This is a genomic window from Streptomyces sp. P13-3-3 (assembly GCF_050571355.1).
In the GTDB taxonomy this organism is placed as follows: Bacteria; Actinomycetota; Actinomycetes; order Streptomycetales; family Streptomycetaceae; genus Streptomyces; species Streptomyces althioticus.
The window spans coordinates 5310164-5329390 of the sequence record NZ_CP192228.1; the positions used below are offsets into that span (position 1 = coordinate 5310164).

At 73.8% G+C, this 19227-nt stretch carries 16 protein-coding genes; 6 read left to right on the forward strand and 10 right to left on the reverse strand.

The features are described from left to right. Positions 1-96 precede the first annotated feature (96 nt). The 3 genes from ACQZOG_RS23905 to ACQZOG_RS23915 all read right to left on the reverse strand — a co-directional run bounded on the left by ACQZOG_RS23905 (position 97) and on the right by ACQZOG_RS23915 (position 4728). Complete coding sequence (locus tag ACQZOG_RS23905) at positions 97-2160, reverse strand: neutral/alkaline ceramidase (RefSeq protein WP_430741785.1); 2064 nt, start codon at positions 2158-2160, stop codon at positions 97-99. Positions 2161-2345: 185 nt separating this feature from the next. Continuing rightward, on the reverse strand, positions 2346-3941 hold the full coding sequence (locus tag ACQZOG_RS23910; protein WP_430741786.1) for an alpha/beta hydrolase: 1596 nt from the start codon (positions 3939-3941) through the stop codon (positions 2346-2348). Positions 3942-4008: 67 nt separating this feature from the next. Then, positions 4009-4728: a peptidyl-tRNA hydrolase gene (locus ACQZOG_RS23915; RefSeq protein WP_033274017.1), complete on the reverse strand. Its 720-nt coding sequence runs from the start codon at positions 4726-4728 to the stop codon at positions 4009-4011. 101 nt (positions 4729-4829) lie between these two features. Here ACQZOG_RS23915 and gvpJ point away from each other — a divergent pair, with 101 nt between their 5' ends. Next, positions 4830-5198 (forward strand): gas vesicle protein GvpJ, encoded by a 369-nt coding sequence (gene gvpJ / locus ACQZOG_RS23920; RefSeq protein WP_033274016.1) that lies wholly within the window; start codon positions 4830-4832, stop codon positions 5196-5198. Positions 5199-5243: 45 nt separating this feature from the next. Here the strand turns inward: gvpJ and ACQZOG_RS23925 are convergent, their stop codons facing one another. From ACQZOG_RS23925 to zapE, 6 genes are all read right to left on the reverse strand, one after another. Then, entirely contained in the window at positions 5244-5435 is a 192-nt protein-coding gene (locus tag ACQZOG_RS23925; protein ID WP_033274015.1) for a hypothetical protein, read from the reverse strand. A 30-nt stretch (positions 5436-5465) separates the two neighbouring features. Further along, on the reverse strand, positions 5466-6308 hold the full coding sequence (locus ACQZOG_RS23930) for a polysaccharide deacetylase family protein (protein WP_033274014.1): 843 nt from the start codon (positions 6306-6308) through the stop codon (positions 5466-5468). Positions 6309-6431: 123 nt separating this feature from the next. After that, positions 6432-7958 (reverse strand): FAD-dependent oxidoreductase, encoded by a 1527-nt coding sequence (locus tag ACQZOG_RS23935; RefSeq protein WP_033274013.1) that lies wholly within the window; start codon positions 7956-7958, stop codon positions 6432-6434. Between the two features lie 102 nt (positions 7959-8060). Beyond that, positions 8061-9458: a PhoX family protein gene (locus tag ACQZOG_RS23940; protein ID WP_033274012.1), complete on the reverse strand. Its 1398-nt coding sequence runs from the start codon at positions 9456-9458 to the stop codon at positions 8061-8063. A gap of 441 nt (positions 9459-9899) precedes the next feature. Further along, on the reverse strand, positions 9900-11354 hold the full coding sequence (locus ACQZOG_RS23945; RefSeq protein ID WP_106963342.1) for a SulP family inorganic anion transporter: 1455 nt from the start codon (positions 11352-11354) through the stop codon (positions 9900-9902). A gap of 575 nt (positions 11355-11929) precedes the next feature. Next, the gene (gene zapE / locus ACQZOG_RS23950) at positions 11930-13063 is read right to left on the reverse strand and encodes a cell division protein ZapE (protein WP_051724430.1); all 1134 of its coding nucleotides are present in this window, start codon (positions 13061-13063) and stop codon (positions 11930-11932) included. On the opposite strand from zapE, the gene ACQZOG_RS23955 reads away from it, so the two are divergent. From ACQZOG_RS23955 to msrB, 4 genes are all read left to right on the forward strand, one after another. Further along, the gene (locus ACQZOG_RS23955; RefSeq protein ID WP_058917180.1) at positions 13062-13856 is read left to right on the forward strand and encodes a pyrimidine reductase family protein; all 795 of its coding nucleotides are present in this window, start codon (positions 13062-13064) and stop codon (positions 13854-13856) included. The genes zapE and ACQZOG_RS23955 overlap by 2 nt on opposite strands. Before the next feature lie 230 nt (positions 13857-14086). Beyond that, entirely contained in the window at positions 14087-14560 is a 474-nt protein-coding gene (locus ACQZOG_RS23960) for an indole-3-glycerol phosphate synthase (RefSeq protein ID WP_193455856.1), read from the forward strand. Between the two features lie 81 nt (positions 14561-14641). After that, entirely contained in the window at positions 14642-16030 is a 1389-nt protein-coding gene (gene murC, locus ACQZOG_RS23965) for a UDP-N-acetylmuramate--L-alanine ligase (protein ID WP_351031835.1), read from the forward strand. Positions 16031-16044: 14 nt separating this feature from the next. Next, entirely contained in the window at positions 16045-16452 is a 408-nt protein-coding gene (gene msrB, locus ACQZOG_RS23970) for a peptide-methionine (R)-S-oxide reductase MsrB (RefSeq protein WP_033274006.1), read from the forward strand. Positions 16453-16468: 16 nt separating this feature from the next. On the opposite strand, the gene ACQZOG_RS23975 is transcribed toward msrB, so the two are convergent. Further along, on the reverse strand, positions 16469-17845 hold the full coding sequence (locus ACQZOG_RS23975) for a hypothetical protein (protein WP_033274005.1): 1377 nt from the start codon (positions 17843-17845) through the stop codon (positions 16469-16471). A 115-nt stretch (positions 17846-17960) separates the two neighbouring features. On the opposite strand from ACQZOG_RS23975, the gene ACQZOG_RS23980 reads away from it, so the two are divergent. Further along, positions 17961-19223, forward strand: a complete 1263-nt coding sequence (locus ACQZOG_RS23980) for a molybdopterin-dependent oxidoreductase (RefSeq protein WP_033274004.1) — start codon at positions 17961-17963, stop codon at positions 19221-19223. Positions 19224-19227: the final 4 nt, after the last annotated feature.

Here is a 19227-nt window from a genome sequence, read left to right on the forward strand (position 1 = left end):
GCCGTCGGGGAACGCCGGCCCCCCCCCACGCGTGGGTGGTGGCGGGCGGCGGGACAAGCGTCATGAGCCGTGTGATCATCCGTCGGCCGGACAGGCTCACCGCACCTGGAACGCCGTCGACACACCCTCGATCGACGAGATCTTCCCGCCGAGGCTCTTCGCGTCGCCGCGGTAGACGACGCGGTAGGTGCCCGAGGGCGTGCCCTGGGGGATGTCCCAGGTGATGGTCACCTTGGACGCGGCGATACCGTCGCGGGCCCAGTGGAAGCGGGTCGCCCAGTCGCCGTCGTCGGCGACGGTGCGCCACGCGCCGCCCGAGTCCCGCCGTTCGATCCGCAGGTAGGTGTCGCCGCGGTGCAGGTCGTTGCTCGGATGGGCGCCGGCGAAGACGACCTCGACGCGTTCCCCGGTCCGGTAGTTCTCCCGGGGCGGCACCAGTACGTCGCCGAACTTCCGGAAGAGGGGCGGCGCGTCGAGCACCACGCCCGGCTGGAGCGACAGCGCCTTGCCGGTCAGGTCCGGCGGCTCCGCCCCGAGCGGCAGGTCCGTGCCGTCGCGCAGGGAGACCGCGAGGTCGGCCGCGGTCTGCTGGAGCGCGGGGAGCTGCCAGCGTCCGAACAGGGTGCTGCCGCCCTCGTACTGCTGGGCGTCGTACTCCTCCGGCGTGGTCACGTAGTGGAAGTAGGAGTTGCTGTACCCGGCGACCAGGACGTCGTCGAGGTCCGCGCCGACGATCCCGGCGACCGTGCGGCGCAGCCGCAGGCCCGCGCAGACGGTGACCTCGCCAGGAATGCCGATGAGGTACAGGCCGCCGATGCGGACCAGCATCACCGGCACCCGCTCCTGCACCCACGGGTAGATCCGGTTCATCTCCCCGATCGGCACGAAGACGTCCTTCGGCGCCTGCGCCTGCTTCAGCTCGGGGGACACCGTGTAGACGATTGAGTTCGAGATCGCGTCCCAGAAGGGGTTCTCGCCCTCGTCGAAGCCGGGGAAGGCGGGCCCGTCCTCCAGGCTGCCCGCCGCCATCGCCGCTCCGACGCAGGGCTTGGACGTGCGGTGGGTCTTCCCGTCGCCGGTGAACTCCGGGCGCACGGTGACGTCGGAGAGGTCCACGTACACCAGCCGCGAGTCGACCGGCCCGGACAGCCGCGTGCCCGCCGCCTCCGCCTGGGCCGCGGCCGCCTCGTACTGCCGTAGTCCGCTGGTGCGCGTGGCGTCGAAGTCGGCGGGCGTGGTGGGCGGCACCAGGTCCAGGTTGGGCGAAATGTCGCCGCTGTTGGTCTGGGCGAACGCCGACACGAACTCCGGTGTGCCGTCGGAGAGATAGTCCACGCCGTGGACCTCGCGCTCCCAGTGGTAGGCCGCGTAGCCCTTGTTGTCCGCGCTGATCAGGCGGTTGTCGCCGGACATGCTGGTGCCGTGCACCGGGAACCAGTTGACCGCCCCGACCGTGCGGCCCTCCCGCTCCACCCGCAGCAGGGTGGTCAGGGTGTCCACGCCGTCCGGGAAGTGGTCGCGGTCGGCCGTCGGGTTGCGGTCGAAGGCGGTCTTCGAGCGGTTGACGCTCGCCCCGGTCAACGTGCCGTGACTGAGCAGCAGTTCGGACGGCGCGAGATCCTCGTGAGCGTTGCGCGCCGCCTCGAACAGGCCGTCCGCCACCGCTTCGAAGGTCGCCTTGTGGAAGCCGAACGTCGTGGTGTTGTACAGGAGATGGTGCGAGTAGCCGCCGGGGCCCGCGTGGGTGTGGGTGGCGGTGATGAGCACGTTCCGCGCGGTGTACAGGTCGCCGTACGCCTGCTTCAGCCGGCGCAGCACCGCCCGGTGCACGCTCTCGAAGATCATGGGGGAGTCGGCGACGATCAGCAGCACACGGCGCCCGCTCGCCTGCTCGGCCACGACGAACGCCCGTGCCCGCAGCCGGGTGTGGAGTCCCGCCGCCTGCTGGTCGAAGCGGCCGTACCCCATCATGCCGACCTCGGCGACCTCACCCGTCGCGTCGGAGATGCCCCGGCCGACGAGGTACCCGCCGCCGCTTCCGGTGGCGGCGGCAGCGGTGCCCGGTGAGACCAGATGCGCGCCCGCGAGGCCGAGTCCGGTCACGGCGCCCGCCCTCAGGACGGTCCGGCGGCTGCGCAAGGGAGGACGTTCCGCGGTCATACGCTGCTCCTCAGGGTCGGTCGGCCCCCCGGCAACGAAACATGAACAACATTCAAGTTCCGCGCCTCATTGGTACACCGGCCGCCATGGACACGGCAAGAGTCGTGCGCGCATGACGCGGCCGGCCCGGTGGATCCGTGTCTCCACGCACCCACCGGGCCGGCTCCCGCCTCAGGACAGCGGCGTCACTCCTTGCCCTGGAGCGGCTCCCGCTCGCACACGGTCCCCGCCGCCGGCACCGTGCCGTCCAGCAGGTACGCGTTCACGGCCTTCCGCACACAGGCGTTGCCGGAGTCGTACGCGCCGTGGCCCTCACCCTCGTAGGTGAGTTCCACCCCGACGCCCTTGCCCAGCCGCTCCGCCATGCGCGCGGCGCCCTCGTACGGCGTCGCGGGGTCGCCGGTGTTGCCGACGAGCAGGATCGGCGGCGCGCCCGGCGCGCTCACGTCCGGGTGCGGGGCCTTGCCCCGCACCGGCCAGTCGGTGCACTCCAGCGTGCCCCACACCATGGTGTCGCCGAAGAGCGGGGACGCCTCCTCGAACGCGGCGGCCTGTTCCAGCACGTCCTCCACGGTGTAGCGGTCGCTGCGGTCGGCGCAGGTGATGGCCGTCTGGGCGTCCTGCTGGTCGCTCCAGCCGCCCGCGTGACGGCCGCTGAGCGCGTCCGCGAGGCCGAGCAGGGTCTCGCCCTCGTCGGCGGCGAGGAGTTGCAGACCCACCTCCAGCGCGGGCCAGGCGGTCTCCAGGTAGAGCGCCTGGACGACGGCGTCGATCAGCTGGGAGCCGGTGAACACCCTGTCCCCGCCGACGGAGAGGGGTTCGTCGTCCAGGGTCTCCTCCAGCTCCATGACGAGCCGGGTGATCTCCTCCGGGGTGTCGCCGAGGGCGCAGCCGGTGTCCACGCACCACTGCGCGAAGTGGTCGAAGGCGAGCTGGAAACCGCCCGCCTGCGCGAGCGCCCCCTCCATCTGGTCCAGCGTCGGGTCGACGACGCCGTCCAGGACGGCGCGGCCGACGTGCCGGGGGAACAAGTGGGCGTACACGCCGCCGAGTTCGGTGCCGTAGGAGATCCCGAAGTAGTGCAGCTCGTCGTCACCGAGCAGATGGCGCAGTAGCTCCATGTCGCGGGCGGCGTCCTCGGTGCCCACGTGCGGCAGCACGCGGCCCGACTCCCGCTCGCAGGCGTCCGCGTACCGCTGCCGCGCCTGGAGCAGCTCGGTCACCTCGTCGTCGCCGTCGTCGGGGGTGTCGTCCTGCTGGGCCATCGCCTGCGCCGCCTCGGCGTCCAGGCAGGTGACCCCGGCGCTCGCCCCGACCCCGCGCGGGTCGAAGCTCACCAGGTCGTAGCGGGAACGGAGTTGCTCGTAGTCGGGGGCGAGGGCGGGCAGGGTGGCCACGCCGGACTCGCCGGGCCCGCCGAAGTTGAACAGCAGCGAGCCGATGCGGTCGGCGGCGTCCGCGCGGGACGCCGCCCGGATCAGGGCGACGTCGACGGTCTCACCGCCGGGTCTGTCCCAGTCCAGGGGCGCCCGCATGGTGGCGCACTGCCAGCGGGTGCCGTCCGGCAACGGTCCGGGCGCCTCACCGCCGCCTTGCAGGGGGGACGGTGCGGGGCAGTCCTTCCAGTTCAGGGACTGCGCCCATATCCGTCCGCGGTCGTCCTCCTCGCCGCCTCCGCCTCCGGCCCCGCCCTCGCCGGCCGGACCGCAGGCGGCCAGGGAGGCGGAGAGCAGGACGGCGCCGGACAGCAGGGCAGCGGCTGTCGTACGTCGTGTCGGCATGCGCCCAGCCTCCGGCGGGCCGACGGCAGCCGCACGGCCGCACAACCCATCCGGGGGACGCCCCGGGTCAGCGCAGCGCGGGGTGGTCCGCGACCACGGTGCACGAGCCGGGGGCGATCTCCGTGAAGCCAGCGTCGCGCACCGTCGGCAGGCCGGCACCGGTCAGCGCGGGCCAGTCGGCGGGGTCGGCGGTGCGCACGGCGAGCGGGAAGCCCGCCGCGTGCCAGGCCGCGCGGGCCGCGTGCGGCAGTTCCCACCAGGCGAGTTGGGCGCCGTGCCCGGCCTGGGCCATCGCCTTGCCGGCGGACATCTCCAGCTCCGGGTTCATCCAGAGCGTGGGCACGCCGGGGTCCGCGGGCGGCACCGGGTCCGGGTCGTCGAGGTCGGTGCCGGACACCTGGAGCCGGGCCAGGTCCTTGGGCCAGCCGTCCAGCGGCACCGGCGGGAAGACGCGTACCTCGGCCGACTTCCCGGTCACGGTGATCCCCGGGAGCGCCTCCGCGCGCCGCCACTCCGCGCCGCGCGCCCGCCGCACCACCTTGCGGATCCGGGCGTCCTGCCAGTCGCGGATCGCCCGCGCCCACTCGCCGTCGCCCACCGACCGCTCGTCGGTCAGCATCACCAGCACCGCGCGGGCCGCCGTCTCCAGCGCGTCCGTCCGCGCGGGCGGCGAGCCGCGCTCGAGACGGACCACCAGCGGCAGCACGAACTGCGGCGCCGCGTCGCGGTCACCCGGGTCGGGTCGGAAGGGGCTGTCGGGGGCGGGTGTCGTCCGGTCGTCGTTCACCCGCCCAGTGTGCCAAGCGGGACGGGCAGGGCGACGGGCGGCACCGGCGGACATCAAGGGGCGCGGAGGGGGCATCCGGGTGGGGGAGAGGATGGTGCGCGATGACTCAGGCGGTGCCGCAGCGTGGCGGAGGAGGAGGCTCCAGCGGTCTCTACGACGTACTGGAGCTGATCCTCGACCGAGGGCTGGTGATCGACGCGTTCGTGCGGGTGTCACTGGTCGGGATCGAGATACTCAAGATCGACATTCGCATCGTGGTGGCGAGCGTCGACACCTACCTGCGCTTCGCCGAGGCGTGCAACCGGCTGGACCTGGAGTCCGGGCCGCGCAAGCCCGCCGGGCTGACCGAACTCCCCGACAAGATGCGCGAGTCGGGCTCCAAGGGTGCGACCAAGGGTATCCTGGCCGGCGCCGCGGAGACGGTCTCGGAGGCGTTCCAGTCGGCCCGCGCGGAACCGAGGCGGCGGTAGGGAGGGGGACCTCCCTGCCGTGCCGGACCCTGCCTGGGCGGGCGGTCAGCCGGAGCAGGAGGTGCGTTCCGCCTCGCGCCACTCGCAGACCGGGCACAGCGTGATGCCCTTGTACGACTCCGGGTACTCCGTGGGCTCCTGGCACTGGACGCACGCCGCGTAGGGCGGGCCGTCCGCCTTCGGCGGGCGGTCCGTGCCCACGAGGCAGTAGTCGCGGTCGGTCACGTCGTCGCTCATGCCTCCAGCGTAGGACGCCGCGCGAGAAGCTCAGCCGCGTCCGTTCGCCGCGCCGATCAGCTCGGAGACCTTGACGAAGCGGTAGCCCTGTCGCCGCAGCTCCGGGACGACCTTCCGTACCGCCTCCTCCGTCGTCGGGGCGGCGCTGCGGGTGCAGTGCAGGACCACCACCGAGCCCGGCCGCACCCCGTCCAGCACCTGCCGGGCCACCGCGTCCGGGTCGGTGGCGAAGGCGTCGCCGCCGACGACGTCCCACTGCACGGCCGTGACGCCCGCCGGGGTGAGAGCCTTGAGCGCCCGCCGGTCGTGACAGCCGCCCGGGAAACGGAAGTACGGCATCGGCGCGGGCACGCCGACCGTGCGGAACGCCTGGTACGCCCGCTCCACGTCGGCCCGCATCCGCTCCTCGGGCACCGTGGGCAGGCCGTAGCAGTCGCCGGTGAAGGCGTAGTGGCTGTAGGAGTGGTTGGCGACCTCGAAGAGCGGGTCACGGCCGATGGAGCGGGCCTGGTCCGGGTACTCCTCGGCCCACCGGCCCGTCATGAACACCGTCGCCGGCACCTTCAGCTCCCGCAGCGTCCCGATGAGCCGCGGATGGTCGAAGCGCTCGCCCGCCGCGGCCCGCGGGCCCTGGTCGGCGGTCATGTCGGCGTCGAAGGTGAGGGCGACGGTCTTCCCGGCGTCCCGGGGGCCGTGCTCGAAGACCGGGGTGAGACCCGCGGGGCCCGCGGCGAGCGTGGGCGGCGCCGACGGGACGGTGGGAGAAGGCGCGGGGGCGGGAGGGGGTGCGGCGGGACCGGCGGAGGAGCCGCAGGCGGTGAGCGCGGCGGCGAGGGCGCAGGCGGCGATGACACGACGTGAAAGTGTGATCACCGTATGACAGTAGGGCGGCGTTCGGCGGTGGCCGTCGCGGCTCGGGCGGAGGCGGCGGCACGCTCACCCGGTCGGAGGGGCCCTGCCCCGGGCCGGCCCGTCCCCGCCGGCCCGGGGCAGGGCTCAGATGTCCCGCCGCTCCAGCGGCTTGGTCGCCGGCCCCTGGACGACGTTCCCCTCCGTGTCGAAACGGGACCCGTGGCACGGGCACTCCCACGCGCGCTCGGCCGCGTTGAAGTCGACCAGGCACCCCATGTGGGTGCAGCGGGCGGACACCGCGTGCAGGGCGCCGTCGTCGTCCCGGTACACCGCGAGCCGGCCGCTCTCCGTGCGCACCACCGCGCCCTCGCCCGGCGGCAGCGCCTCCACCGGGGGCGACGGGCGCAGCCGATCCCCGACGAAGTGCCTGGCGACCTGCGCCTGGTGCTTGAGGAAGGCCGGCGCCTCCCGCACGGCGGACGCCACGCGCCGCGGGTCGTACAGATCCGCCCACGGGCACTCCCCGCCCGTGATCCGCGCGGTGAGCAGCCGGCCCGCCATCATGCCGCCGCTCATGCCCCAGCCGCCGAAGCCGGTGGCCACGTAGGTGTGCTCGGCGCCCTGGTGCAGCGGCCCGACCAGCGGCACCGTGTCGGTGGGGTCGTTGTCCTGCGTGGCCCAGAAGTGCGTCAGCTCCACACCGGGGAAGTGCCGCCGCGCCCACCGCGCCAGCCGGTCGAAGCGGGCGCGGGTGTCTCCGGTGCCCGGCGTGAAGTGTTCACCGGTGACCACCAGCAGCCGGCGGGACGCGTCGTCGCCGTAGGGCGCGGTACGCACCGAGCGGGAGCCGCCGTAGGGGGTGATGTACATGCCCGCCGGGTCCAGCTCCGCCGGGACCGGTCCCGCGACGACCAGCTCACGGCGCGGGGAGAGCCGGGTGAACAGCAGCGCGCGGTCGAACACCGGGTAGTGCGTGGCGACCACGACGTCCCGGGCCGTCACGGACGCCCCGGTCGAGGTCGACAGCCGGCACGGCTCGCCCTCCTCCAGGCCCAGCACGGTGGTGTCCTCGAACAGGAGGCCGCCGTGCGCCTCGATGTCGTCGGCGAGCGCCAGCAGGTACTTGCGCGGATGGAACTGCGCCTGTTCCGGCACCTCCACCGCGCCCGCCACCGGGAACGGCAGTCCCGTCTCCGTCACGAACGACGCGGGCAGGCCCGCCTCCCGCGCGGCCCGCGCCTCCGCGCGCACCTCGTCCACCCGGTCCGCGTCCGTCACGTACGTGTACGAGGCGCGCCGCTCCCACTCGCACGCGACGCCCAGCTCCTCCACCACTCCGGCGGTCCGCTCGATCGCCTCCGCCTGCGACCGGGCGTACAGCCGCGCGCCCTCGCTGCCGCGGGTGCGGCGCAGCTTGTCGTAGACCAGTGAGTGCAGCGCGGTGACCTTGGCGGTGGTGTGCCCGGTGACGCCCGCCGCGAGCCGGTCCGCCTCCAGCACCGCCACGCCGCGCCCCGCCCTGGCCAGCTCCCACGCCGTGCACAGACCGGCGATGCCGCCGCCGATCACCGCCACATCCACGTCCAGGTTGTCGGCCAGGGCGGGGCGGCGCTCACCGCCGGGCGCGGTGTTCAGCCAGTACGAGTCACCCGAGTGCTGCTTCTGCGTCATGCGGGGGCGAGTACCCCGCCGCGGGGGCTTCACGGCGGCGTGCGCGCGGGAAGGGCGGGGCGCGTCGCGCACCCCGCCCTCCCGGCCTCCGAACCTCCGGTGCTACCGGCGCCAGGGGCCGGTCACGGCGAACGTGGTGCCCGGGTCGTAGACGTTGACGTACATCGTGCGGCCGTCCGGGGAGAACGTGACGCCGGCGAACTCGCCCCACTCCGGCTCCTCGGCCGTCCCCGTGTTCTGGCGGTTGCGGGCCATCGGGTAGACCTCGCCGCGCCGGGTGACGCCGAAGACGTGCTGGGCGCCGCCGCCGTCCTCGCACACCATCAGACCGCCGCTGGGCGCGAGGCAGATGTTGTCCGGGGACTCGCCGGGCAGCTGGATGTCGGTGTCCGGACCGAAGACGATCACCAGGGTGAGGCGGCGGCGGTCCGGGTCGTAGCGCCAGATCTGGCCGTAGTGGTCGGCGGCCGAACCCTCCGAGGCATGGGCGAAGGACGACACGAAGTAGACGGAGCGGCCGCCCCAGTAGCAGCCTTCCAGCTTCTGCGCGTGGGTGATGCCCTTCGGGCCGAAGTCCTGGAAGCGGATGGGGGTCTCGACGGCCAGCGGGTCGGGGACGTCGACCCACTCGACGTCGTCGAAACGGGCGCCGATCTCCTGGATGGACGACAGGTCCGGCACGCCGGGCACCCGCATCGCCTGGAGCTTGCCGCCCGCGCGCAGCGAGCCGGTGCCGCCCAGCGGTTTCTTCGGCAGGAAGCGGTAGAAGAGGCCGAAGGGGTGCTCGAAGGCGTCCTCCGTCTCGTAGACCACGCCCCGCTGCGGGTCCACCGCGATCGCCTCGTGCTGGAAGCGGCCCATCGCGGTCAGCGGCACGGCGCCCGTGCGCCGGGGGTCGGCGCCGTCGACCTCGAAGATGAAGCCGTGGTCCTTGGTGTAGCCGTTGGTGCCGGCCTTGTCCTCGGTCTCCTCGCAGGTCAGCCAGGTGTGCCACGGAGTGGGCCCGCCCGCGCAGTTGACGGCCGTACCGGCGATCGCGACGCGCTCGTCGACCACGCGGCCGCTCCGGTCGAGGGTGAGCGCGGTACACCCGCCCTTGCCCTCCGGGTCGTACGTCAGGCCGTCGATCACCGGGACCGGGACCGTGCCGTCGCTGCGGTTCTCGTGGTTGCGGACCAGGTGGGTACGGCCCTGCCGGCCGGCGAAGGCGGCCATGCCGTCGTGGTTGGAGGGGACGGGACCCTCGCCGGAGCGGAGCCGGTCGCCCTCCTTGGAGAGCACCTTGTAGCGGAAGCCCCTGGGCAGGTCGAGCAGTCCGTCGGGGTCGGGGACGAGGTCGCCGTAGCCGTAGTGGCCGAGGTTCTGCGCGGCGGCGCTGTCCGTGAACAGTTCGGAGAGGGCGCCGGTGAAGGCGATGCCGACACCGACGGCACCGGAACGGGCGAGCATCTGGCGTCGGGTGGTAGCCGTGGAGCCGTGGGGGGACCCGTTTTCTGACATGGGGAAACCTTCCTGCTGGCGGACAGGAACTGTGACCCCGCCGTGTCTATCACCTGCCGCCGATCCCGTGAACCACGCGAGCCGCCCGTGTCCCGCGCGGCGGGCCCGCCCCCTCGGACCCACGGGGTACTTCCGGCACCGGTGCCACCGGGAGCCGGGCCCGGCCCCGGAGCCGCCGTGACAGCCGCACGCCCTACGCCCCGTCACCGGGCCGGGCCGGCCGCGCGAGCAGGCCCCGGGGGCTGACGTGCTCGTCGGGCGTTCGGGGCCCGGACGCACCGTCCCGTGGCTCCGAGCCGCACGACCGACCGCCGGGCCGACCGGGGTTTTGGGGTCCGGCCCACCGGGCGGCCCGGCGGGCCGGGGGCCACCGGCCGCCCGCCCGCGGGACGGGCACGTGCTCAGCGCCCGCCCAGGACCTCACCCACCCGGAACGCGCCCTCACCGTGTCGTCAGCCGCACCGGCGGTGTGTCCGTCCCGCTGTGGCGTTCCGCCCAGTGGCTCAGTGCCGTGCTGCAGGCGTGGTCCAGGTGGTGGAGGGCCGTGAGGTCCAGTTCGACCGGGCGGTCCTGCGGCAGGGACTCCAGGGTGTCCAGGATCTTCGGCAGGCGCAGGAACGTCGCGTTGCCGGAGAGGTGCACCTGGACCGGGCCCGCGCCCTTGTCCGTCACCTCCAGCTTGACCTTCGAGGACTCCCAGGCCGTCTTCACCACCGACAGCGCCAGCCCGATCAGCACGCCCTCGAACATGTTCACCACGACGATCGACACGGCCGTGACGACCAGGATCAGCGCCTCGCCCCGCTGGCCGCGCCACAGCGTGACCAGCCCCCGGAACGGGATCAGCTTCCAGCCGGCGTGGATCAGGATGCCCGCCAGCGCGGGCAGCGGGATCAGTGCGAGCGCGGACGGCAGCAGCGCGGCGAACAGCAGCAGCCACACCCCGTGCAGCACCCGGGACGCCTTGGTCCTCGCGCCCGCCTGGACGTTGGCCGAGCTGCGCACGATGACCGCGGTCATGGGCAGCGCGCCGAGCAGCCCGCAGACCGTGTTGCCCGCGCCCTGGGCCATCAGCTCGCGGTTGTAGCGGGTGCGCGGACCGGTGTGCAGCCGGTCCACCGCCGCCGCGCTGAACAGGCTCTCCGCGGAGGCGATGAGGGCGAACGCGACGATCGTGCCGAGCACGCCCACGTCCGTGAGGACGGCGAAGGTGTCCGTGCCGGGCGGCTGCACGGACTCGAACAGCCCCCGCACCTCCACCGTGGCGACCGGCACGGCGAACGCCGCCGTGACCGCCGTCGCGAGCAGCACCGCGGCGAGCGCGCCCGGCACGGCCCCGGCCGGTCCCGGCAGCCGCCGCCACAGCACCATCACCACGACCGTGCCCGCGCCGACCGCCAGCGAGGCGAGCGCCTCCCGGCCGGCGAGCGCGTCCGCGGCGGCCCCGGGCAGCCCGAGGAGCTTGTCGAGGCCCCCGGCGGGCGCCTCGAGCCCGGCGGCGGAGTAGAGCTGGCCCGCGATGAGGACCAGGCCGATGCCGGCCAGCATGCCCTCGATCACCGACAACGACATTGCCCGGAACCAGCGGCCGAGCCGCAGCGCCCCCATGGCGAGCTGGAGCAACCCGGCGGCGAGCACGATCACGCCGAGCGCGGGCAGCCCGTAGGAGTCCACGGCCTGGTAGACCAGCACGGTGAGTCCGGCGGCCGGGCCGGACACCTGGAGGCTGCTGCCCGGCAGCAGGCCGGTGACCAGACCGCCCACGATGCCGGTGACGAGGCCGAGTTCGGCGGGAACCCCGGAGGCGACGGCGACGCCGACGCAGAGCGGGAGGGCGACGAGGAACACGACGAGCGAGGCGGCGACGTCCTGCCGCAGATGGGGGAAGCGGCGCACGCGTGCCCTCACCGGGTCCGGCACGCGCGGCGGGCGCGGCGCTGGGTGTCGGCGGGGGGCGGTGCGGCGGCGGGGGTGCGGACACCTGAGGGTGTTCCGGCGCGGCGGACGGACGGTTCGGGGTGTCGGCCGGACGAGCGGGGGTGGGCGGCGGAAGGGCGGTGCATCTGTTCCTCCTGGCGCGTGTGGGGACGCGTCGGACGGGCACGACGAGGACCGGCCCCGCTGATCACTGGCCCGCATTGTGACGGACCGTATCCGCGGATACGACGTGAGAGGCGCGGGACGGGCTGGCCGAGGTAAAGCGACGGCAAGGGCCGGGGTGCGGCCGTCGGTCGCCCGACCTCGTAACACGCGTACCTGACACGGTGGTTCGCACCGGGTGTCGCAGGTCCGCGCAAGGTCAACGGTTGGTCAAGAACACGGTAACCCTGCGTGGCCCTTCGCACCGTCCCATCGGAGGGCCACGCCGCACTCAGCCCGAAAAGAACACGTGGGATGGCGGGATCACTTCCGTGACCGCCCATGCGCCGTTCGAGTGTCGAACGTGCGCGCGGCCGGGTGGTGCCGCCCGGTCAGACGGTGTCGGCGAGCTTCTTGGCGTCCCTGGCCAGGGCGGTGAGACGGGAGATCGCGCGGAAGTACTTCTTGCGGTAGCCGCCCTTCAGCATCTCCTCGCTGAACAGCTGGTCGAACGGCAGCCCCGACGCGAGCACCGGCACCTCACGGTCGTAGAGCCGGTCCGCGAGGACCACGAGCCGCAGCGCGGTCGACTGGTCCGGCACCGGCCGCACCCCGGTCAGGCACACCGCGCCGATGCCGTCGGTGAGGGCGCCGTAACGGCTCGGGTGCACCCGCGCGAGGTGGTCCAGCAGGTCGGGGAAGGCGTCCAGCGACGCGCCCTCGGTGGCGTGGGCCACCCGGGTCACCACGTCGTCGGAGTACGGCGGCGGCGCCTCCGGCAGGCCCCGGTGCCGGTAGTCCTCGCCGTCGATCCGCAGGGCGCGGAAGTGCGCCGACAGGCCCTGGATCTCCCGCAGGAAGTCCGCCGCCGCGAACCGGCCCTCGCCGAGCTTGCCCGGCAGCGTGTTGGAGGTGGCGGCGAGCGCGACGCCCGCCTCGACCAGCTTGCCGAGCAGGGTGGACACCAGCACGGTGTCGCCCGGGTCGTCCAGCTCGAACTCGTCGATGCACAGCAGTCGGTGCCCGGAGAGCGTCTTCACCGTCTGCTGGAAGCCGAGCGCGCCCACCAGGTTGGTGAGCTCCACGAACGTGCCGAACGCCTTGAGCGCCGGCTCGGCCGGGGTGGCGTGCCACAGGGAGGCCAGCAGGTGCGTCTTGCCGACGCCGTAGCCGCCGTCCAGGTAGACGCCGCGCGGCCCGGACGGGGCCTTCTTCTGCGCCTTGCCGAAGCCGAACAGCCGGCGCCGGCCCGAGTCCCCGCCCCCGTCGAGACCCGCCGCGAAGCCCTCGAGGACGCGCACGGCCTCGGTCTGGCTCGGCTGGTTCGGGTCGGGGATGTACGTACCGAAGCGGACGGCGTCGAACCGCGGCGGCGGCACCATCTCGGCGACGAGCCGGTCGGCGGGGACGTGCGGCTCGCGGGCGCACAGCGAGAGCGGGGCCACGTCGGCTATGGGACCGGGACGGGAGGCTGCGGAGGACGACACGGTCCCCCATCGTACGGGGCGTGGAAGACTGCCTGACATGCGACGCCTGTTCCCCGTGACCGACGTGACAGACGAGACGGCAGCCGCCGAAGGGGCGGCCGGCCGGGAGTGGAGCCTGGCCGAGCTGGCCGCCGCCTACGCCTACCCGGAGCCCGGTCCCGAGGGCCCCGTGCCCTGGCTGCGCGGCAACATGGTCTCCACCCTCGACGGCGCCGCCCAGCACGAGGGCCGCTCGCAGCCCATCTCCTGCCCCGCCGACATGCGGGTCTTCGGTGTGCTGCGGGCCCTCGCGGACGTGGTCCTGGTCGGTGCGGAAACGGTTCGGCAGGAGGGCTACCGCCCGGCCCGCGCCCGCGCCGAGTTCGCGGCCGCCCGTGAAGCCGCGGGACAGGGCCCGGCGCCCGCGATCGCGGTGGTCTCGGCGAGCCTGGACCTCGACTTCTCCCTCCCCCTGTTCACCTCCCCGCTGGTGCCCACACTCGTCCTCACCGGCGCCGGCGCCGACCCGGAGCGCGTGGCCGCGGCCGGAAAGTCGGGCGCCCGCGTGGTCGTCGCCGGGGAGGGCGCCGGGGTGGACCCCGGCCGGGCCGTGCACGCGCTCGCCGAGCTGGGGTACACCCGCCTGCTGACCGAGGGCGGGCCCCGGCTGCTCGGCCAGCTGATCGCCGCCGACGTGCTGGACGAGCTCTGCCTCACCATCTCGCCCATGCTCACGGCGGGTGACGCTCAGCGCATCGCTGGTGGACCCTCAGTGACACTTCCGCGTCGGTTCACGCTGTCGTCGATGGTGGAGGAGGACGGATTCCTGTTCACGCGCTACCGGCGGGCCTGACCGGCCCGGCCGCAGGCGACACCCCCGGAGGGAGGACGACCGGTACGACCAGCGAAGCCGCCGCCGGTCCGGCGATCGGCGGAACCGTCCGCCCGTCGCGCGCGGTGACGGGCGAGACTGAATCCGGCCGTACTCGCGCCCGCACGGGGAAGGATGATCTCCGCGGGGGCCTGGCTCGGCCCACGGAGCAGCGAGGGTCCGCGGGCCCTCCGAGGAGTAAGGGGCGCCTGGTGTTCACAAGCGTACTGATGATCGAGAAAGCCCTGACGTCGGCCGACGTGGAGTTCGTCACCACCCTGCACGGCGACGAGCCGGTCGCCTTCCACGTCCTGCTCCAGCCACGCGGCGAACAGGCCGACCGGCTGCTGAGAGCCATCGACGACGTCGCGCTCGGCGAGCTCGACGACGCCGTGCGCGAGGGCGAGACCCCCGAGGGCGAGGAGGCCCGGAGCATGGGGGAGCGGGCGCTCGAGGTGTCCCTGAAGGCGCTGCGCACGACCGGCGACACCGCCGAGGGCCGGCTCGTCGAGGACCACCCGCTGGACGCGCTGAGGAAGCTCGTCGAGGAGGTCGGCGCGGACGAGGTGATCGTCCTGACCGACCCGCACTACGTGGAGGAGTTCTTCCACCGCGACTGGGCCTCCCGGGCCCGCCACAAGGTCGGGGTGCCGGTGCTGAAACTCTTCTCCCACAGCAAGGCATAGGCTGGGGCCGCGCTCTCCCGGCTCGGCACGCGAGGGCGCGAAGACCGTCGTCCCGCTCGTCGCACCACTGGGAGAACACGCATGGCACCCGGCCTTCCTACCGCCATGGACCGACCGCACTTCATCGGCATCGGCGGCGCCGGGATGTCGGGCATCGCCAAGATCCTCGCCCAGCGCGGCGCGAAGGTGGCCGGCAGCGACGCCAAGGACTCGGCGACCGCCGAGGCCCTGCGCGCCCTCGGCGTCACCGTGCACATCGGGCACGCCGCGGCCCACCTCGCCGACGACGCCAGCTGCGTCGTGGTCTCCTCCGCGATCCGCGAGGACAACCCGGAGCTGCTGCGCGCCGCCGAGCTGGGCATCCCCGTGGTGCACCGCTCCGACGCCCTCGCCGCCCTGATGGACGGCCTGCGTCCCATCGCGGTGGCCGGCACCCACGGCAAGACCACCACCACCTCGATGCTGGCGGTCGCCCTTACGGCGCTGGGCCGCGAGCCGTCGTACGCCATCGGCGGCGACCTCGACGCCCCCGGCTCCAACGCGCTGCACGGCGCGGGCGAGATCTTCGTCGCCGAGGCCGACGAGTCCGACCGCAGCTTCCACAAGTACGCGCCCGAGGTCGCGATCATCCTCAACGTGGAGCTGGACCACCACGCGAACTACGCGTCGATGGAGGAGATCCACGCGTCCTTCGAGACGTTCGTCGGCCGGATCGTCCCCGGCGGCACCCTGGTGATCTCCGCCGACCACGAGGGCGCCCGCGAGCTGACCCGCCGTCTGGACGGCTCCGTGCGGACCGTGACGTACGGCGAGTCCGCGGACGCCGACGTGAAGGTCCTGTCGGTCGTCCCGCAGGGCCTGAAGAGCGAGGTGACCGTCGAGCTGGACGGCGCCCCGCTCACCTTCACCGTGTCGGTCCCCGGCAGGCACTACGCGCACAACGCGGTCGCCGCCCTCGCCGCCGGCGTCGCGCTGGGCGTCCCGGCCGCCGAGCTGGCGCCCGCGCTGGCCTCGTACACCGGCGTCAAGCGCCGCCTGCAGCTCAAGGGCGAGGCGGCCGGCGTCCAGGTGATCGACTCCTACGCGCACCACCCCACCGAGATGACCGCGGACCTCGAGGCGATGCGCTCCGCCGCGGGGGACGCCCGCATCCTGGTCGTCTTCCAGCCCCACCTGTTCTCCCGCACCCGCGAGCTGGGCAAGGAGATGGGCCACGCCCTCGCCCTCGCCGACGCCTCGCTGGTGCTCGACATCTACCCGGCCCGTGAGGACCCGATCCCCGGCGTCACCAGCGAGCTGATCATCGAGGCGGCCCGTGCCGCCGGCGCGGACGTGACGGCCGTCCACGACACGGCGGAGGTCCCCGCGGCGGTCGCGGGAATGGCCAGGGCAGGCGATCTGGTTCTCACCATGGGAGCGGGCGACGTCACCGACCTCGGCCCGCGCATCCTGGACCGTCTGTCGAACTAAGGGGCTGGAACCTCATGCCGTACGACGTGGAGAAGCCGGACGAGCAGTGGCGCGCGGAGCTGTCGCCGTCCGAGTACGCGGTTCTGCGCCAGGCGGCGACCGAACCGGCCTTCACCGGTGAGTACACCGACACCAAGACCGAGGGCGTCTACGCCTGCCGTGCCTGCGGCGCGGAGCTGTTCACCTCGGACACCAAGTTCGAGTCGCACTGCGGCTGGCCGTCCTTCTTCGACCCGAAGGACACCGACGCCGTCGAGCTGATCGCCGACCGCTCGCACGGCATGGTGCGCACCGAGGTGCGCTGTGCCCGCTGCGGCTCGCACCTCGGACACGTCTTCGAGGGCGAGGGCTACCCGACGCCCACGGACCAGCGGTACTGCATCAACAGCATCTCGCTGACCCTGCGTCCCGCCGGGTCCTGACCGGCGGCCCTGCTCCTCACCACCCCGTCAGCACCAGGTGGTTGAGGAGCAGGGCCAGGGCCGCCTGCCCGGCCAGCCAGCCGCGCGGACCGGGCAGGAAGGAACAGGCAGGCAGCAGCCACACGGCGAACGGCAGCCAGATCCGCTCCGTCTCCGCCTTGCTCATCCCGGACAGGTCCGCGACCAGCAGCGCCAGCAGCGCGGACCCCACCAGCAGCGCGAGCCGGGCCGCCGGATCCCGCGGGACGGCCGCACGGCCGGACCTCCACAGCTCCGCGCCGCCCCGGCGCAGCCCCGCCACCGTCGCGGGGCCCACCATCAGCACCGTGCACGCCAGGTTCGCCCACACCCAGTAGCCGTACGGGCGGACACCGCCCGCGCCCTGGTAGTAGCGGGTCACCAGCAGCCGGTACGCCTCCCACCAGTCGAAGCCGAGCGCCGTGAACACGGCCGGCGCCACCAGGAACCCGGCGGCCACGAACGGGAGCACCCGCAGCCGCCGCGTGCCCAGCAGCAGGACGGCGGCCGCGGTCACCGCCATCAGGGTGAGCCCGTACGACAGGTACACCGTCAGTCCGAACAGCAGCCCGGCGCCGAGGCCCGTCCACGCCGGGCGGCGGCCGGTGACGGCGAGGGACAGCAGAGCGAGCGCCCAGGCGGCGACCGCCGCGAACCAGCCGTCGGCGGAGGTGCCCGTCCAGATCGCGGCGGGAACCAGGACGAGGAAGGGCGCCGCCCGGCGCGCGAGGTCCTCGCCCGCCAGCCGCCGCACCGTGACCAGGACGGCGACGGCCGCCGTGCTGCCGACGGTGATGACGAACGCCCCGGCCCACGCCCCGCCGCCCAGCCCGATCCGGTCCAGCAGCACGAAGGTGAGGGTGGCGCCCGGCGGGTGTCCGGCCACGTGCGCCGGCCAGTTGTCGGGGGCGTCGATGAGGATGTGCGCGTGGAAGTCCCGCAGGGTCGCCGGGATGTCGTGGAACCGGTCGATCACCTGGAGGTACTCGTGGCGGGTGGTCAGCCGTCCGGCGACGCCCCGCTGCCAGCCGTCGACCAGGGCCAGCGACCACGCCCAGGCGAGCGCCCCGCCCCACACGGCGAGCAGCAGCGGCCGCCACGGCAGCCGGGCCGCGAGCGAAGGACCGTACGCCACGACCGCGACGGCGACCACGAGCGCGGCCGGGGTGCCCGGGCCGGCGTGCGGCATCCACTCGCCCACGAGGGGCGGCCATCCGACGCGGAGGACGCCGTAGCGGTTCTGCAGGTGCGTGCCGATCAGGGCGGCGGCCAGGACCAGCAGCGCGGCGGCGGCCACGGCGCAGGCGTCGGCCGCCGTGCCGCCGGGGCGGACACGCGGGCCGTGGAGGTCCGTGCGGTCAGGAGTGCGCTTCACGACGTCACACGCTAGGCCCCCCGGCCTGCGGCAAGCGGCTGACGAGCGGCGACGTCAGCGTTTCGTCACCGGTTGCGGGCCCCCTCCGGGCACCGCGCCGACCTACCGTCGGCACATGGCACGGTCCTCCCTCCCCGGCCGCCTCCCGCGCGGCCCCTTCTCGCCCGGCTTCTGGCGCAGTCCGCTGCGCGGCACCTGGTTCACCTCGGTGCTCGGCGTGGTGCTGCTCGCCGGCATCACGATCCTGTTCGTGACGGGCCTGGTGTCGTACGCGGCGTACAACCCGGACCTGTCGCCGGTGAACGACCGCACCCCCGGCAAGGGGATCCTCGGCTTCTACCTGTTCTCCTGGCCCACCGACCCGCCGTGGCTCTACCGGCTCACCCAGGGCGTCCACGTCACCCTCGGCCTGGGGCTCGTACCGGTGCTGCTGGCCAAGCTGTGGTCGGTCGTGCCGAAGCTGTTCACCCTGCCGCCGGCCCGCTCCGTCACCCACGCCCTGGAGCGGATCTCGCTGATCCTGCTGGTCGGCGGCGCGCTGTTCGAGTTCGTCACCGGCATCCTCAACATCCAGCTGGACTACGTCTTCCCGGGCTCGTTCTACCCGCTGCACTTCTACGGCGCGTGGGTGTTCTTCGGGGCGTTCCTCGCGCACGTGGTCCTCAAGGCGCCGGCCGCCTTCCGGAACCTGCGGCGCATGCGGAGCGGGGAGGGCGAGGAGCCGGACGAGGAACTGACCGCCGCGCGGCCCGCCCCGCCGACCGTGTCCCGGCGCGGCGCGCTCGGCCTCGTCGGCGGGGGCTCACTGCTGCTGGTCGCCACCTCCGCCGGGCGCAGCTTCGACGGACCGCTGCGCCAGACCGCCGTCCTCACCCCGCACGGCGGGCCCGAACCGGGCAGCGGTCCCGGCGCCTTCCAGGTCAACAAGACGGCCGAGTACGCCGGGATCCGCCCCGACGACACCACCGAGGAGACCTGGCGGCTGACTGTCACCGGCCGCACCGGCACCGTACGGCTGAGCAGGGCCGACCTGCTCGCCATGGACCAGCACGACGCCGATCTGCCCATCGCCTGCGTCGAGGGCTGGTCCACCTCCGACCAGGCGTGGCGGGGCGTCCGGCTGCGGGACCTCGCCGCGCTGGTGGGCCACGACGAACCGGCCGACGTGTTCGTGGAGTCGCTGCAACCGCGCGGCACCTGGCGGCACGCGGCACTGAGCGCCGGTCAGGTCGCCGACGAGCGCTCCCTGCTGGCCCTGTCCGTCAACGGAGCGGACCTGACGCCGGACCACGGCCATCCGGCCCGCGTCATCGTCCCGGCCGCGCCCGGCGTGCTCAACACCAAGTGGGTCACGCGGCTGACCTTCGGCGAACTGTGAGGAG